Genomic DNA, 14,263 nt, shown 5'->3' on the forward strand with positions numbered 1-14,263 from the left:
TGAGCGGTGCAAGGATTTTGCACGTTCCGGCGTTACGGGTAAAAGGTCATGCCGGTATAAGGCCGGGTGCGACAGGCTCGCAGGCGCGAAGCCAGATCGCCGACGTGGACTTCGAGCTTATGGCCGTCGGGGTCGAGAAAATAGAACGAGGCGCCCTCGCTGCGGTTATCGCGCCATTCCTGCACACCGGCGGTACGCAGACGTTCGATCAGCGCGGTGAACCCCTGCGGCTCAGCCGTGAACGCGTAATGCGTGTAGTCCGCAGCCGGCTCCGACCCGCATGAGCGGTCGAGGGACAGGCACAACCACAACCCCGGCAATGATAAATACGCACCATTATCCCACGTGGCGTCGAGCTGAAGCCCCAGCACATCATGGTAGAAATGGACGCTGCGCGGCACGTCGGTGACGGCCAGAGTCAGGTGGTTGAAACCAGAAAGCATGATATTTCCTCGGCGCAATAGCGTGAGCAAGATCCAACAGTGCGAGCGCAGATTATGAAGCGAGCGGACCTCAACCCACCACCGCTTGTAGGTGGCAGGGTGAGCAATTGCCGATGATCAACGTTCTGCACGCCACGGGCGGACATCGTCAGGATCAGGTCCGTGCCCAGGATCAACTGTGGCGCCACGCCCCAGTGCGGCAGGCTGATCGCCACATATCGGCGCTGGCGGATCGCCCTCAGTACCCGCTCGATTTCCGGGGTGCCGCTGCCGCGCATTTCCAACAGCACGTGGGGGCGTGCCAGGTAAGTCGGCCTGTTCGGTCTTGCAGAGCGTCAGCTGACAACGCCCCGGGTGGTCGGGGCGTTGTTGCTGATGGGGGGCGTGGCGTTGATTCAGTTCGGCGGCGCGCCAGGCAAAGCGCTGGCGTCCGCATGAACCCGCGTCAGCGCTTGTCGGACGTGCGCATTTTCTGCGGCAGGCCCCACATCAACAGTGCGGCGGCGATCAAGGCGCACACGGCAATCACATACAACGCCGGCGTGGTGCTGCCGGTAATGTCCTTGATGCGCCCCACCATCACCGGGCTGACGATCCCGCCCAATTGGCCCAGCGTGTTGATCAGCGCTATCCCGCCCGCCGCCCCTGCTCCGGCGCCCGCCAACAGTTTGGGCGGCAAGGTCCAGAACGTCGGGATCGAAGCAATGATGCCGGCGCCCAAAAGGCCCAAGGCAATGATCAGAAACACCTGCTGGTCATCGAAGATACCCGCGCAGAAAAACCCTACAGCGCCCATGACCACCAACCCACTGACGAACTTACGCCGCTCACCGGTGGCGTCAGACCAGCGTCCTACCACGACCATGGTAATCGCGCCGCAGATATACGGGATGGCGGTCAACAGACCGATCACCACCGCGCTTTCGATGCCCGCGCTGCGGATCAATTGCGGCGCCCAGAAGTTCAGTCCGTAAGACGCTACCTGGATCAGGAAGTAGATCAATCCCAGCATCAGAAAACCGGGGATGCGCAGGGCTTGGAGCAGCGAACCTTTCTTGTGCACCTCGTGCACGGCAATGCGGCTGGCGAGCAGGGTTTTTTCCTCGGCGCTCAGCCACGGCGCGTCTTCGATGCGGTCCTTGAATTGCGTCAGCACCATCCACGCCAGCCCCACGCACGGCAGACCGCCAAGCAGGAATAACCAGTGCCAGCCGCGCATCTGCAGCACCCCGTCCATGTGTTCCAGCACCAGGCCGGAGAACGGCGCGCCCACCAGCCCGGAAAACGCCGAGGCGAGGAACAGCATCGAGGTGATGCGTCCACGGAAGTCCTGGGGAAACCACAACGTCAGGTAATACAGCACACCGGGGGCAAACCCGGCCTCCATGGCCCCGATCAGAAAGCGCAGGGCATAGAACTGCCATTCGGCCGTGACGAACACCATGGCCGCCGTGGCCAGGCCCCAGGACACCATGATCCGTGCGATCCAACGGCGGGCGCCGACCCTGTACAGCATCATGTTGCTCGGCACTTCAAAGATCACATAGCCGATCACGAACAATCCCGCGCCCAGGCCGTAGGCGGTGTTGCTCAGGCCCAGGTCGGCCTGCAGCTGGAACTTGGCGAAGCTGATGTTGATGCGGTCAAAAAAAGCGAACAGGTAGCAGACCATGATCAACGGCATCAGGCGCCAGGCAACCTTGCGGACCACCGCCTTGACCGGATCGACTTCACCGACCGGGCGCGCGCCGGTCTCTACTGTGTTGGTGCTCATTGTTTTTCTCCCAGCGGACCGCTCCAAGGCGTCCGATTGTTTTTGTTGTCTGGTATGGCGTTACAGCGCGGCGGTGTGCGCCGGTGGCGGATGCAGATCGCAATTACGCCCGGCCTTGGCCACCTGCCCTGGCAGTTCATGGCCCAGCAAGACCGGCAAGCGCCGGGACAGCTGCAACAGGTGCGGCAGGTCGATGCCGGTGTGAATCCCCACTTCGTCGCACAGGTTGACCAGGTCTTCGGTGCAGATATTGCCCGACGCCCCCGGTGCAAACGGGCAGCCACCCAGGCCGCCGAGGGCCGCATCGAACCGACGCGCGCCCACTTCGTAAGCCGCCAGCACGTTGCACAAACCCAAGCCACGGGTGTTATGAAAATGCAGGGTCAGGTCACTTGCGCAAACCCGCTGCAGCATGCGCTTGACCAGACGCTGCACCTGACGCGGGTTGGCCATGCCGGTCGTGTCGGCCAGGCTGATGCCTTCAATCCCCATGGCCTGGTACGCCTCGACTATCTGCAGCACACGGTCTTCGTCGATGCGCCCTTCGAACGGGCAGCCAAACGCCGTAGAGACACTGGCGTTGAGGCGCACCGGATGCTCGGCGGCAAACCGCGCGATATCGGCGAAAGCCGCCAATGAGGCTTCGCAGCGCATGCGCATATTGGCCAGGTTGTGGGTCTGGCTGGCGGACATCACCAGGTTCAATTCATCGGCGCGGGCCTCGATCGCGCGCTGGGCGCCCTTGAGGTTGGGGATCAGCGCCACGTAGATCACCCCCGGCAGACGTTCGATGCCCTGGAACACCTGCTCGCCATCGCGCAGCGCCGGGATAGCTTTGGGCGACACGAACGAGCCGGCTTCGATGCGGGAAAAACCGGCCAGGGACAACTGGTCGATCAAGGCAATTTTGTCGGCGGTCTCGACCCAGGTCGGTTCGATCTGCAGGCCGTCGCGCGGCGAAACTTCCTGCACGATCAGCGGGTCGCCATAGTTCTGGATCATTGCACCACCCCCGCGTTTTTCAGGCGTTGGATATCGGCGCCACTCAGGCCCAGGTTGCCGAGGATTTCGTCGGTGTGCTGACCCAGCGCGGGCCCCTGCCACTTCACGCCGCCGGGGGTTTGCGAGAGCTTGGGCACGATGCCCGGCATCTTCACCGACACACCGCCGGGCAACTGGGCATCGAGCAGCATGTCGCGGGCCTGGTAGTGCGGGTCATTGACGATATCCGCCACCGAATAGATGCGCCCGGCCGGGACTTCGGCAGCCTCCAGGACGCTGAGCACGCGGTCGATCGGCTGGCCGGCGGTCCAGTGCGTAATGGCCGCATCCAGCAAAGTACTCTGGGCGGCGCGGCCGTCGTTGTGGGCGAACTGCGGCGCATCGGCCAGATCGGCGCGGCCGATGGCGTGCATCAGCCGTTTGTAGATCGGGTCGCTGTTGCCGGCGATCACCACGTAGGCACCGTCGGCGGTCGGGTAGGTATTGGACGGCGCAATGCCGGGCAACGCCCCGCCGCTGCGCTCGCGCACATGGCCGAGCATGTCGTACTCCGGCACCAGGCTCTCCATCACGTTAAACACGCTTTCGGCCAGGGACACATCGACGACCTGCCCGTCGCCCTGGCCGGTCTTGACCCGCAGCAACGACATCAACGCACCGATCACGCCATGCAGCGATGCCAGGGAATCGCCCAGGCTCACTCCGACCCGCGCCGGGGGCGAATCGGGGTTGCCGGTGGTGTAGCGAATGCCGCCCATGGCCTCGCCGATCGCACCGAAACCCGGACGGTCCCGATAAGGGCCGGTCTGGCCGTAGCCGGAGATGCGTACCAGGGTGAGCCTGGGGTTCAAGGCATGCAGCACCTCCCAGCCCAGGCCGAGCTTTTCCAGGCCGCCGGGGCGCAGGTTTTCAATAAGCACGTCGGCATCGCCGAGCAGTTGCTTGATCAGCCCCAGGCCTTCATGGGACTTGAGGTCCAGCGCCAGGGACTTTTTGTTGCGCGATTGCAGGTACCACCACAGCGACGTGCCTTCATGCAGCTTTCGCCACTTGCGAAGCGGGTCGCCCTGGCCCATGGATTCGATCTTGATCACATCGGCGCCAAACTCGGCCATCAGGCGTGCGGCGAACGGCGCTGCGATCAGCGTGCCGATCTCGATCACCTTGATTCCGCTCAGGGGAGCTGTCATCGGGTGCACCTCTTATTCTTGGAATAGTGACCAAGGCTAGAGGAGCACCGCGCGGGAAATCCAACCGTCAGTGGGCAAGGAGCGTTCGCTAAACGCGAACGCTCATGAATTTTTCCGTAGGACCAGGCTGTCAGGCCGCTCCAGGGAAGGCATTGAGAGGCTCAGGTAGTCGAACAATAAACGGCTGACCGGCGACAATTGTGCTTCATCCCGTACGACGAGAATCAGACTGCGGTCCGACCAGGCATCCGTCAGCGCCACGGCATGCAGGCCCAGGGGACGTCCGAACAGTTCATAGGCCTTGCGCGGCAAGATACCGATGCCCATCTTGGCCTGAACCATGCGGCACATCGCATCGAAGCCCGGCACATGAATGCGCAGGCGCAGCATCTGGCCCGCCTCGCGCGCGGCGGCATGGGTGCGCATGTTGATGGAGCTGGCGGCGTGCAGGCCGATGTGATCGCTGCCCAGGGTGTCGGCGAACGCCAGGCTCGGCCGGCCCGCCAGAGGATGGTCCGGCGGCATCAGCACCACCAGTTTGTCGTGGCGATAGGTCACGCTGGGCAGGCCCTTGGTGTCGGTGTCGCAGGAACAGATTCCCAGGTCCGCCACCCCGTCCAGCACGCCCTGCACTACGCCGTTGCTGGGGCGCTCTTCCAGATCGGTTTTGACTTCGGGGTGCAGCTCGGAAAAATCCCGCAGGTCTTCGGGCAGGAACTGAATGATCGCGGACAGATTGGCCAGCATCCGCACATAGCCGCGCACGCCATGGCTGTGCTCGCCCAGCTCAAGGCCCATTTTCTCGACGTTGAACAGCATCCTGCGCGCATGGTGCAGCAGGGTCTCACCGGCGGCAGTCAGCTCCATGCCTTTGGCCCGGCGCACAAACAGGCTCACACCAAGCACCTGTTCCAGTTCCATCAGGCGCTTGCTGGCAGCGGACACCGCAATGGCTTCACGGGTGGCGGCGCGGGTCAGCGTGCCTTCTTCGAACACCGCGACGAACAGTTGCAGGGTGATCAGGTCCAGGCGCCGTACCAGACTCTTGTGCAACATCACACACGCTCGCCGGCCAGACGCTGGATTTGGGCCTGTTCCACCACCGCCTGCGGCGCGCCATGGCGCACCGCCGCCAACATCGCGCGACCAACCGACTCGGTGCTCACCACCCATTCAGGCTTTACCCGACGGACCAGCGACAGCAGCGGCCCGAACACGCTGTAGAACGCCTGATACAGCGGCGTCTTGGAGCGCACACCGTGCAACGGTTGAATGACCCCGGGGCGGAACAGGTACACCGCCTTGAACGGCAAGCGCAGCAAAGCGTTCTCGGTCTTGCCCTTGACCCGCGCCCACATCGACTTGCCCGTCTCGGTACTGTCGGTGCCGGCGCCGGACACGTAGATAAACGTCATCTGCGGATTGAGCCGCGCCAGGGTGCTGGCAGCGACCAGGGTCAAGTCGTAAGTCAGATGGGTGTAGCGCGCTTCATTCATGCCCGCCGAAGAAACACCCAGGCAGAAGAAACACGCATCGAAGCCCTGCAACAGATTTTCCAACGCCTGGAAATCCAGCATATCGGCGTGCAACACCTGATGCAGCTTGCCATGCACCTGCGGCAGCGGGGTGCGGCCAACGGCGACGACTTCCTGCACATCCGCCGCCAGCAGACACTCGCGCAACACGCCCTGGCCGACCATGCCAGTGGCGCCGAATAACAAGACTCTCATAAAAGGGACCTCAGCATTAAGCCGCAAGCGGTAAGCCGCAAGTTGATCGCAGTGGAAGTTCCACACTTTGGCAACCTGTAGCTTACCGCTTGCGGCCGATGCCCGCCCCTGTCAGAACGCGCTGCGAAAGATCTCCTCGATCTGACGCTGATCGGCCCGGCGTGGGTTGGTCAGCCCGCAGGCGTCCTTGAGTGCGTTGGTGGCCAGCAGGGGGATGTCCTGCAACTTGGCGCCCAGTTCACGCAGGCCGGCGGGGATTTCCACGTCGTGGGCCAGGCTGCGGATGGCGGCGATGGCGACCTGGGCGCCCTCTTCATCGCTGATGCCTTGGGTATCGGCGCCCAGGGCGCGGCCGACGTCGCTCAAGCGTTTGGCGCTGACGCTGGCGTTGAAGCTTTGTACATGAGGCAACAGGACTGCGTTGCACACGCCGTGGGGCAGGTCGTAGAAACCGCCCAACTGATGTGCCATGGCATGCACGAAGCCCAGGGACGCGTTGTTGAAGGCCATGCCGGCGAGGAACTGCGCGTAGGCCATGTTTTCCCGCGCGGCTTTATCGCTGCCGTCGCGCACGGCCAGGCGCAGGTTGGCGCTGATTAATTCGATGGCCTTGATCGCGCAGGCGTCGGTGATCGGCGTGGCGGCGGTGGACACGTAGGCTTCGATGGCGTGGGTCAGCGCGTCCATACCGGTGGCGGCGGTGAGGCCCTTGGGCATGCCGACCATCAGCGACGGATCGTTGACCGACAGCAACGGCGTGACGTTGCGGTCGACGATGGCCATTTTTACGTGGCGGGTTTCGTCGGTGATGATGCAGAACCGGGTCATTTCGCTGGCGGTGCCGGCGGTGGTGTTAATGGCCACCAGCGGCAACTGCGGCTTGGTTGATTGATCGACCCCTTCGTAGTCGCTGATATGCCCGCCGTTGGTGGCGCACAGCGCGATGCCCTTGGCGCAGTCATGGGGCGAGCCGCCGCCCAGGGACACCACGAAGTCGCAGGCGCTGTGCTGCAACAGCGCCAGGCCTTTTTCGACGTTTTCCACATTGGGGTTGGGCTTGGCGCCGTCGTAGATCACCGAGTCGATGTCCTGCATCGCCAGTTTCTCGGCAATCATCGCGGCCACGCCGGCCTTGGCAAGCCCCGCGTCGGTGACGATCAGGGCCTTGCGAAAGCCGTAGTTGCGAATGGCGTTCATGGCTTCGTCGAGGCAATCGGTGCCCATGATGTTGACGGCTGGAATGAAGAAAGTGCTGCTCATGGCGAATCCTCGGATGACGTTATACGTACAGCATCAACCTCAGCCGCAGGGCGCACCTTGATCAGGATCAACGCCGGCTCGTGATAAAGTCACCGCCCAGCCGATTTCGAGTAGACCCGCCGCAATGAAGGATTTCCAGGATACTGATGCCCACCTTGAAGACTGGAGCGCGCTGCGCAGCACCCACGACTTCAGCGCGATACTGATCGGCAACGGCGCCAGCCGGGCGATCTGGGAAGACTTTGCCTACGACTCGCTGTTCGAAAACGCCCGCACCGTTGAAGAAAAACCCTTAAGCGCCTCCGAACTGAGTGTGTTCGATGCGTTGCAGACCCGCAGCTTCGAGCAAGCCCTGAGCGCATTGAAAACCACCAGCCGGGTCAACAAGGCGCTGGCGGTCAGCTCGGCCGCGCCGCGCAATCGCTACTACGCGATCAAGGAGGCGCTGATCAATACGATTCACGCCGTGCATATTCCCTGGCGCCTGGTGCAGCCGTCGACGCTGGCGACAATCAATGCGGAACTGGCCCGCTACCCCACGGTGTTCACCAGCAATTACGACCTGCTCAACTACTGGGCGATCCTGCACACCCCCGGCATCGATGACCTGTTCCGCGGCGCCGACGCCCGCTTCGACCTGCGCGACACCCGCAGCGAGGCCACGCGTATCCTGTACCTGCACGGCGGGCTGCACCTGGTGCGCAACCTGGACGGCACCGCACGCAAACTGCCGACCACCGACAGCACGCTGCTCAGCAGCTTCGCGATCAACAACACGCTCAAGACCCTGGACGATGTGCCGCTGTTCGTCAGCGAAGGCACGGTGCAGGAGAAGCTCAAGACCATCCGCGGTTCGGACTACCTGTCGTTCTGTTACGCGCAACTGCTCGCTCACCAGGGCGCGCTGTGCATCTTCGGCCATGAGCTGGGCACGCAGGACAGTCATTTGGTGGACGCGATTCGTCACGCCAGGCCGAGCCTGTTGGCGATCTCGGTTTCAGGGCGCAGTGATGGCTTCATTCGTCAGCAGAAGCGCCGGTATTCGCAGTTGTTCGACGGCACCGGAGTGGCGCTGAGGTTCTTTGCGGCACGCACCCATGCGCTGGGCAATCCGGCGTTGTCGGTCCCTGTGGAGCCATAGGTCACGACACCCATCTAAAGGCAGACACCACAGGCGGAGCGGCGCACACACGGGTTGTGGTCTCGGGTGTTATTTCCGCTGAACATGTGTCGAGACCTAACGATATAAGGAAAGCCAGCTTTACCTGGAGACAAATGACAATAATTCTCGATATCATCCGCGACGTTTTCACACCCTCTCTGCGTCAGGAAGGATATCCATGTCTCGTCCCAAGCCCGACCCGTTGTCGGCCGATGCTTTTCGCGGATTCTATGCGGACATTCTGCATTTTCTGCGCAAGCGCACGGATAACGTCAGCGACGCGGCGGACATGACCCAGGATGTGTTCGCCCAATGGCTGGGTTACCGCGACCGGGCCAACGTCGAGCAGCCTCGGGCGTTTCTGTTTCAGGTAGCGCGCAACCTGCTGCGTGACCATTGGCGCAAACAAAAGGTGCGCCAGACCGTGCAGTGCGAGCAGGTCGACAAGGACGCCGAAGCAGTCACCGAGGAGCAGAACGAACCCATGGCCGCCGCACTGCGCCTGCAGCGTCTGGAACAATTGAAAGAAGTCCTCGCCGAACTCTCGCCCCGCAGGCGAGAAGCCCTTATGCTGCACCGCTTCGAAGGCCTGAGCCAGGCGCAGATCGCCGCGCGCATGGGCATTTCGATCAGCATGGTGGAAAAACACATCGCCTTTGCCTTGCTGCATTGCAAGCGACGCCTTCAACACGAACCCGGCACGGAGCAGCCAGAATGAACCGCCTGAGCGACACCGACATTCTGGATATCGAAGCCAGCGATTCCATCGATGCCCAGGCCGCCAGTTGGTTTGCACGCAACCGTGAAGACACCGGCCGTGCCGACCGCAAGGCTTTCGCCGCCTGGCACGCCGTACCGGCCCATGCCCGCGCCTATGCCGAATTCGAGCAGTTGTGGGCCGATCTCGCGCAGTTGCAGCAACTGAACAAACCCGTGGCGCTGCCGCCGCGCAAGGCATCGGTATGGCGCCCGGCGCTGGCGGTAGCGGCGGCGGTCCTGTGCGCCTTGATGGCCACGCAACTCGGCGCGCCCCGCGAGCTGTATCACCTCCAGGTGTCGGCCCAGGCCAAGGGCGCGCGCACGCTCAGCCTGCCGGATGGCAGCACGCTCTACGTGAACGCCAACACTCGTCTGCGCGTGGATTTCAGCGCCCTGCAGCGCATCGTGCAGTTGGAGGAAGGCCAGTTGTATATCGACGTGGCGCCCGACAAGGAACGCCCGCTCTTCGTGCGCGCCGGTGAGGCCAGTGTGCGCGTGGTCGGCACCGGGTTTGATGTACGTCGTGGTCCCCGGCAACTGGTAGTCAGCGTCGCCCACGGCCAGGTCGCGTTCGCACCTACGCCCCAAGGCCCAACTCTCCAGCTCCATGCCCAACAGCGCGCCAGTTACACCTACGCCAAGGGCACGCTGGTCCAGCAGCCCCTCTCCGACGAAGCGGTCGCCGATTGGCGCAGCGGGCATTTGGCCTTTCGCAATCGCGAACTGGCCAGCCTTGTGGATGAGTTGAGCCTGTACCGGCCTCAGGCACCGTTGCAGGTCAGTCAAGCCGTGGCGCAGTTGAAAGTATCGGGCAACCTGGATGTGAACGACCCCGACGCCCTGCTCAACGCCCTGCCTGCGTTACTGCCGGTGAAAACCGTAAGCGCGGCCGACGGTGCGATCAGGATCGAACCGAACCAATAATCCCAGGCCCCACACATGAGAATATTTTGCATTCGCATGTGTGGATTTTTTTTCCAGCCCCGTCTTCCTCCCGTCTGCGTTTGATACGCACACCTTTTCGGCCTTTCAGCCACCCTGGGGGATTTCATGTTTCGCGCGCCTTGCCTCGCTTCGCCGATGTTTCGACCGACCCTTGCCTTTACCTGCCTGGCCTTCAGCCTGGGCGCCCAGGCCGAGTCGTTCACGCTGCACCTGCCCGCCCAACCTTTGGCCGCGTCCTTGAGCCAAGTGGCGCAGCAGACCAAAATCCAGCTGTTGTTCGACGAGGCCCAACTCAAGAACCTGCAGGCCCCGGCGCTCGACGGCGACTACAGCGCGGAAACGGCGATTCGCAACTTGCTGAACAACGGCGAGTTCATCCTGATCAAGGTCGGCAGCACTTACGTGGTCAAACCCGAAGCGGCCAGGACCACTTCCAGCAGCACGATCCAGCTGGAGGCCCTGAGCGTGATCGGCACCGGCAATGAAGTCGACTCCAGCACCGTCGGCCGCTCCACGCTGAGCCAGGCCGACATCGAGCGCTATCAGGCCAACAATATTCCCAGCCTGCTGCAGACCCTGCCCGGGGTCAGCCAGGGCGGCTCGCTCAAACCCGGCGGCCAGACCATTAACATTCGCGGTTTCGGCGATGCCGAAGACGTGCCGCTGACCGTTGACGGCGCCACCAAGAGCGGCTTCGAGCGCTACCAGCAGGGCACGGTGTTTATCGAACCGGAACTGATCAAGAGCATTGAGGTGGAGAAAGGCCCTAACTCGCCCTTCACCAGCAACGGTGGCTTTGGCGGCACGGTCAATATGACCACCAAGGACGCCCCCGACCTGCTGCAAGAGGGCCGCAACAGCGGCGCGATGCTCAAATATGGCTACTCCAGCAACGACCATGAGCAGGTCTACAGCAGTGCCGTGTTCGGTCGCACCGACGACGGCCGTTTCGACGCCCTGGCCTACCTGACCAAGCGCGACGGCGACGACATGAAAGTCGCCGCCAAGTTGCCTAACGAGAACAACCAGTACCCGATCAACCCTCAGCGCCTGCCCAACTCCGCCCAGAACGTCGACGGCCAGTTGTTCAAGGTCAATGCGCACTTCACCGATGAGCACAGCGTCGGCCTGTCGTACTCGCGTTCCCACAGCGACCGCTGGACCCCGTTTTCAGCCGCCAGCTACCCCACGCCACCGACCCAGGCCAATATCGACCGCTACGGCTACGAAGGCGCGTTGAAGCGTTTCCTGGCCAACCGCGATACGGTCGACACCACTTGGTCCGGCAAGTACGAATACCAGCCGCTGGATAACCCGCTGGTGGACCTGACCGTCAAATATTCGCAATCCAACACCGAGCAGACCGACGAGCGCACCGACACGGCGTTTTTCCAACTGGCCAGTGGCGGCCGCCGGATGGACACCGCCTACACCGACAAAAACCTCGACATCCGCAACGTCAGCCTGTTCGACACCGGGCCTTTGCAGCACGCGGTCACCGTCGGCACGCAGATCCGCAGGCATACGCGGGAAACCGAGATGTGGATGCCCGGCGCCACCTACAACACGCCGCGCTACAACTACGGGCATTTCCAGCCGGGCTTCATGCCCCACGGCAAGGTCGATACCAACAGTGTCTTCATTCAGGATGCGGTCACCCTGGGCGACGTAACGGTCACTCCGTCGCTGCGCTACGACCACGTGCGCAACCGTGGCGAGGCCAACGATGCGCCGTACTACAGCAATCCCGATCCGGCGGTTGGCCATGATTACAGCGACCGCACCTACACCGGATGGTCGCCCCGCCTGGCGCTGTTCTGGACCGTCACCCCGCAGGTCGGACTGTTTGCCAACTGGAGCCAGACCTGGCGCGCCCCGGTGATCGACGAACAATATGAAGTGCAGGGCGTGGGCAGTCGCACCGCCACCAGCGTCGACCTCGACCCGGAGCGCATCACGTCGATCACCGTGGGCAACATCACCAGCTTCGACAACCTGATTGCTCAGGACGACAGCCTGCAAGTGCGTACGACGCTGTTTCACAACAAAGTCGAAGACGAAATCTTCAAGGCCACCGGCGTCGGCTGCCAGAACCAGGCAATCAATGGCGGCACGATTTCCACGGCCTGCCCGCCGGGGCCGATGGCCAACTACCGCAACATCGGCGGCGTGACCATCAAAGGCTTCGAGGTGGAATCGTTTTATAACTCCACCTACCTGTTCGGCTCGGTGTCGTATGCCTATACCACCGGCCAGCACGAAGGCGCGTACACCAACCCGTGGGGCCCGGATGTGTCGGCGCGGGACATTCCACCGACCAAGTGGGTGCTGGTGCTCGGCACTCATATTCCGGCCTGGGACGCCCAAGTGGGATGGATGGGCCAGTTCGTCGGCGCCACCGACCGCCTGCCCAGCGACAAATACTCCGGCGGCCCCGGCAGCAGCGTCGGCGACACCTTTTACGACCAATACAACAACAAGCGCTACAACACCCAGGGCCTGTTCGCCAAATGGAAGCCGCAGCAGGCTTACCTGAAGGGCACCGAGGTCAACTTCACCCTCGACAATATGTTCAACAACAACTATCGCCCAGCCCTGAGCGGCGACCGGGCCTACACCAAGGGCCGCGATGCGAAGATCAGCGTCACGCGTTTTTTCTGAGCAGGTGTACGGATAAATCCGCGCGCAGCAGGGTTTCCAGGCAGTGTTCAGTGATGTGGTAATACGCTTTCAGCGCCTGGATTTTCTCCAGCAACGACGCGTTATCCACCGGCTCGGCACGCTTGACGGCCAGGATCATTTTGTTCTTGTTGGTGTGTTCCAGTGAGATGAACTCGAACACTTTGGTCTCGTAGCCGCAGGCTTCCAGGAACAGCGCACGCAGGCTGTCGGTGACCATTTCCGCCTGCTGGCCCAAGTGCAGGCCGTATTGCAGCATCGGCTTGAGCAGCGCCGGGCTCTGGATCTGCAGGCGGATCTGTTTGTGGCAGCACGGCGAGCACATGATGATCGACGCACCGGAGCGGATACCGGTATGGATCGCATAGTCGGTGGCGATGTCGCAGGCGTGCAGCGCGATCATCACATCCAGTTCGCTGGGCGCCACGCTGCGCACGTCGCCGCATTTGAATACCAGCCCAGGGTGATCCAGACGCGCGGCGGCGCTGTTGCACAGGGTCACCATGTCTTCACGCAGCTCGACGCCGGTCACTTCAGCTTCGGCGTTGAGGGTATTGCGCAGGTAATCGTGGATGGCGAAGGTCAGGTAGCCCTTGCCCGAACCAAAATCGGCGACCCGCACCGGCTGGTCCAGTTTCAGCGGCGACGAGGTCAGCGCATGGCTGAACACCTCGATGAATTTGTTGATCTGTTTCCACTTGCGCGACATCGACGGGATCAGCGTCTGCTTGGCGTCGGTCACGCCCAGGTCGGCAAGGAACGGTCGGCTCAGGTCGAGAAAACGATGCTTTTCGCGGTTGTGCTCGGCCGACGGCGCCTCACGCAGTTGCTGCGGCTTGCTCTTGAACAGCGAGCTTTTGTTCTTCTTGCTGTATTCCAGCTGGGCTTCGTCGGTCAGCGCCAGCAAGTGCGCGTTCTTGAACGACGCCGGCAACAGCGCGGCAATCGCCGCGACGCCTTCGGCCACGGGCAGGTTCTTGGTGATGTCGCGGGTTTTGTAGCGGTACACGAAGGACAGGCACGCCTGCTCCTTGACGGTCACCGGCTTGATGATCAGCCGTTGCAGCTCGGCTTCGTCACCGACGTACTTGGCCAGCACCAGCTTGATAAAGGCACTGTGCGCAAGGCTTTCGCCGAGCAGTTCGATGAACTGGGCGTGATGATCCGGCGCAGGGCGGGCGGGTTGAGCGGTGACGGACATGAACAAAAACGCCTCGGGCAGGGAATGCCGGGCATTTTAGGGGGGATGAGGGTTCAGGGCACGGAGTTATTTGATCAACGGTACGGCGCTTGAACAGACCGGGGCTGAATGTGGGAGG

12 protein-coding genes and 2 pseudogenes are annotated in these 14,263 nt (G+C 62.6%); 5 read left to right on the forward strand and 9 right to left on the reverse strand.

Annotated elements, in window-relative coordinates; translation table 11 throughout:
• Positions 1-32: 32 nt before the first annotated feature.
• Positions 33-443: a fosfomycin resistance glutathione transferase gene (gene fos / locus OSC50_RS17400; RefSeq protein WP_266248369.1), complete on the reverse strand. Its 411-nt coding sequence runs from the start codon at positions 441-443 to the stop codon at positions 33-35.
• Between the two features lie 89 nt (positions 444-532).
• A pseudogene (locus tag OSC50_RS17405) lies at positions 533-757 on the reverse strand (type 2 periplasmic-binding domain-containing protein); the annotation flags it as partial.
• On the opposite strand from OSC50_RS17405, the pseudogene OSC50_RS17410 reads away from it, so the two are divergent.
• A pseudogene (locus OSC50_RS17410) lies at positions 756-881 on the forward strand (DMT family transporter); the annotation flags it as partial. The pseudogenes OSC50_RS17405 and OSC50_RS17410 overlap by 2 nt on opposite strands.
• Positions 882-888: 7 nt before the next feature.
• On the opposite strand, the gene OSC50_RS17415 reads toward OSC50_RS17410, so the two are convergent.
• The 6 genes from OSC50_RS17415 to yiaY all read right to left on the reverse strand — a co-directional run bounded on the left by OSC50_RS17415 (position 889) and on the right by yiaY (position 7,399).
• Entirely contained in the window at positions 889-2,217 is a 1,329-nt protein-coding gene (locus tag OSC50_RS17415) for an MFS transporter (RefSeq protein ID WP_266248368.1), read from the reverse strand.
• A 60-nt stretch (positions 2,218-2,277) separates the two neighbouring features.
• The gene (locus OSC50_RS17420; protein WP_266248367.1) at positions 2,278-3,219 is read right to left on the reverse strand and encodes a hydroxymethylglutaryl-CoA lyase; all 942 of its coding nucleotides are present in this window, start codon (positions 3,217-3,219) and stop codon (positions 2,278-2,280) included.
• Positions 3,216-4,409 (reverse strand): CaiB/BaiF CoA transferase family protein, encoded by a 1,194-nt coding sequence (locus tag OSC50_RS17425; protein ID WP_266248366.1) that lies wholly within the window; start codon positions 4,407-4,409, stop codon positions 3,216-3,218. The genes OSC50_RS17420 and OSC50_RS17425 overlap by 4 nt, the downstream gene beginning before the upstream one ends.
• 102 nt (positions 4,410-4,511) lie before the next feature.
• Positions 4,512-5,465 carry a LysR family transcriptional regulator gene (locus OSC50_RS17430; RefSeq protein ID WP_181081136.1) on the reverse strand — a complete coding sequence of 318 codons (954 nt, stop codon included), beginning with the start codon at positions 5,463-5,465 and terminating at the stop codon, positions 4,512-4,514.
• The gene (locus OSC50_RS17435) at positions 5,465-6,139 is read right to left on the reverse strand and encodes an NAD(P)H-binding protein (RefSeq protein ID WP_253511106.1); all 675 of its coding nucleotides are present in this window, start codon (positions 6,137-6,139) and stop codon (positions 5,465-5,467) included. Before OSC50_RS17435 ends, OSC50_RS17430 begins: the two co-directional genes overlap by 1 nt.
• 111 nt (positions 6,140-6,250) lie before the next feature.
• Positions 6,251-7,399, reverse strand: coding sequence for an L-threonine dehydrogenase (yiaY, locus tag OSC50_RS17440; protein ID WP_253511103.1), 1,149 nt, complete (start codon positions 7,397-7,399; stop codon positions 6,251-6,253).
• Positions 7,400-7,523: 124 nt separating this feature from the next.
• Between yiaY and OSC50_RS17445 the strand changes: the two genes are divergently transcribed.
• The 4 genes from OSC50_RS17445 to OSC50_RS17460 all read left to right on the forward strand — a co-directional run bounded on the left by OSC50_RS17445 (position 7,524) and on the right by OSC50_RS17460 (position 12,926).
• Complete coding sequence (locus OSC50_RS17445) at positions 7,524-8,540, forward strand: DUF4917 family protein (RefSeq protein ID WP_266248364.1); 1,017 nt, start codon at positions 7,524-7,526, stop codon at positions 8,538-8,540.
• Positions 8,541-8,739: 199 nt separating this feature from the next.
• Entirely contained in the window at positions 8,740-9,279 is a 540-nt protein-coding gene (locus OSC50_RS17450) for an RNA polymerase sigma factor (protein ID WP_181081140.1), read from the forward strand.
• Positions 9,276-10,244, forward strand: a complete 969-nt coding sequence (locus tag OSC50_RS17455; RefSeq protein ID WP_266248362.1) for a FecR family protein — start codon at positions 9,276-9,278, stop codon at positions 10,242-10,244. Before OSC50_RS17450 ends, OSC50_RS17455 begins: the two co-directional genes overlap by 4 nt.
• A 126-nt stretch (positions 10,245-10,370) precedes the next feature.
• Positions 10,371-12,926, forward strand: a complete 2,556-nt coding sequence (locus tag OSC50_RS17460) for a TonB-dependent receptor (protein ID WP_266248360.1) — start codon at positions 10,371-10,373, stop codon at positions 12,924-12,926.
• Here OSC50_RS17460 and OSC50_RS17465 read toward each other — a convergent pair.
• A complete protein-coding gene (locus tag OSC50_RS17465) occupies positions 12,910-14,145 on the reverse strand; it encodes a class I SAM-dependent methyltransferase (protein ID WP_181081143.1) in 1,236 nt (411 codons plus the stop codon). The two genes, OSC50_RS17460 and OSC50_RS17465, sit on opposite strands and share 17 nt — an antisense overlap.
• Positions 14,146-14,263 lie beyond the last annotated feature (118 nt).

The organism is Pseudomonas quebecensis (genome assembly GCF_026410085.1).
GTDB lineage: Bacteria > Pseudomonadota > Gammaproteobacteria > Pseudomonadales > Pseudomonadaceae > Aquipseudomonas > Aquipseudomonas quebecensis.

Excerpts from the sequence above, each read along its gene's own strand:
- OSC50_RS17425 (WP_266248366.1), bottom strand. The coding sequence starts at position 4,409 with ATGACAGCTCCCCTGAGCGGAATCAAGGTGATCGAGATCGGCACGCTG.
- OSC50_RS17415 (WP_266248368.1), bottom strand. The coding sequence starts at position 2,217 with ATGAGCACCAACACAGTAGAGACCGGCGCGCGCCCGGTCGGTGAAGTC.
- OSC50_RS17455 (WP_266248362.1), top strand. The coding sequence starts at position 9,276 with ATGAACCGCCTGAGCGACACCGACATTCTGGATATCGAAGCCAGCGAT.
- yiaY (WP_253511103.1), bottom strand. The coding sequence starts at position 7,399 with ATGAGCAGCACTTTCTTCATTCCAGCCGTCAACATCATGGGCACCGAT.
- OSC50_RS17435 (WP_253511106.1), bottom strand. The coding sequence starts at position 6,139 with ATGAGAGTCTTGTTATTCGGCGCCACTGGCATGGTCGGCCAGGGCGTG.
- OSC50_RS17450 (WP_181081140.1), top strand. The coding sequence starts at position 8,740 with ATGTCTCGTCCCAAGCCCGACCCGTTGTCGGCCGATGCTTTTCGCGGA.
- OSC50_RS17420 (WP_266248367.1), bottom strand. The coding sequence starts at position 3,219 with ATGATCCAGAACTATGGCGACCCGCTGATCGTGCAGGAAGTTTCGCCG.
- OSC50_RS17430 (WP_181081136.1), bottom strand. The coding sequence starts at position 5,465 with ATGTTGCACAAGAGTCTGGTACGGCGCCTGGACCTGATCACCCTGCAA.
- OSC50_RS17460 (WP_266248360.1), top strand. The coding sequence starts at position 10,371 with ATGTTTCGCGCGCCTTGCCTCGCTTCGCCGATGTTTCGACCGACCCTT.
- OSC50_RS17465 (WP_181081143.1), bottom strand. The coding sequence starts at position 14,145 with ATGTCCGTCACCGCTCAACCCGCCCGCCCTGCGCCGGATCATCACGCC.
- OSC50_RS17445 (WP_266248364.1), top strand. The coding sequence starts at position 7,524 with ATGAAGGATTTCCAGGATACTGATGCCCACCTTGAAGACTGGAGCGCG.
- fos (WP_266248369.1), bottom strand. The coding sequence starts at position 443 with ATGCTTTCTGGTTTCAACCACCTGACTCTGGCCGTCACCGACGTGCCG.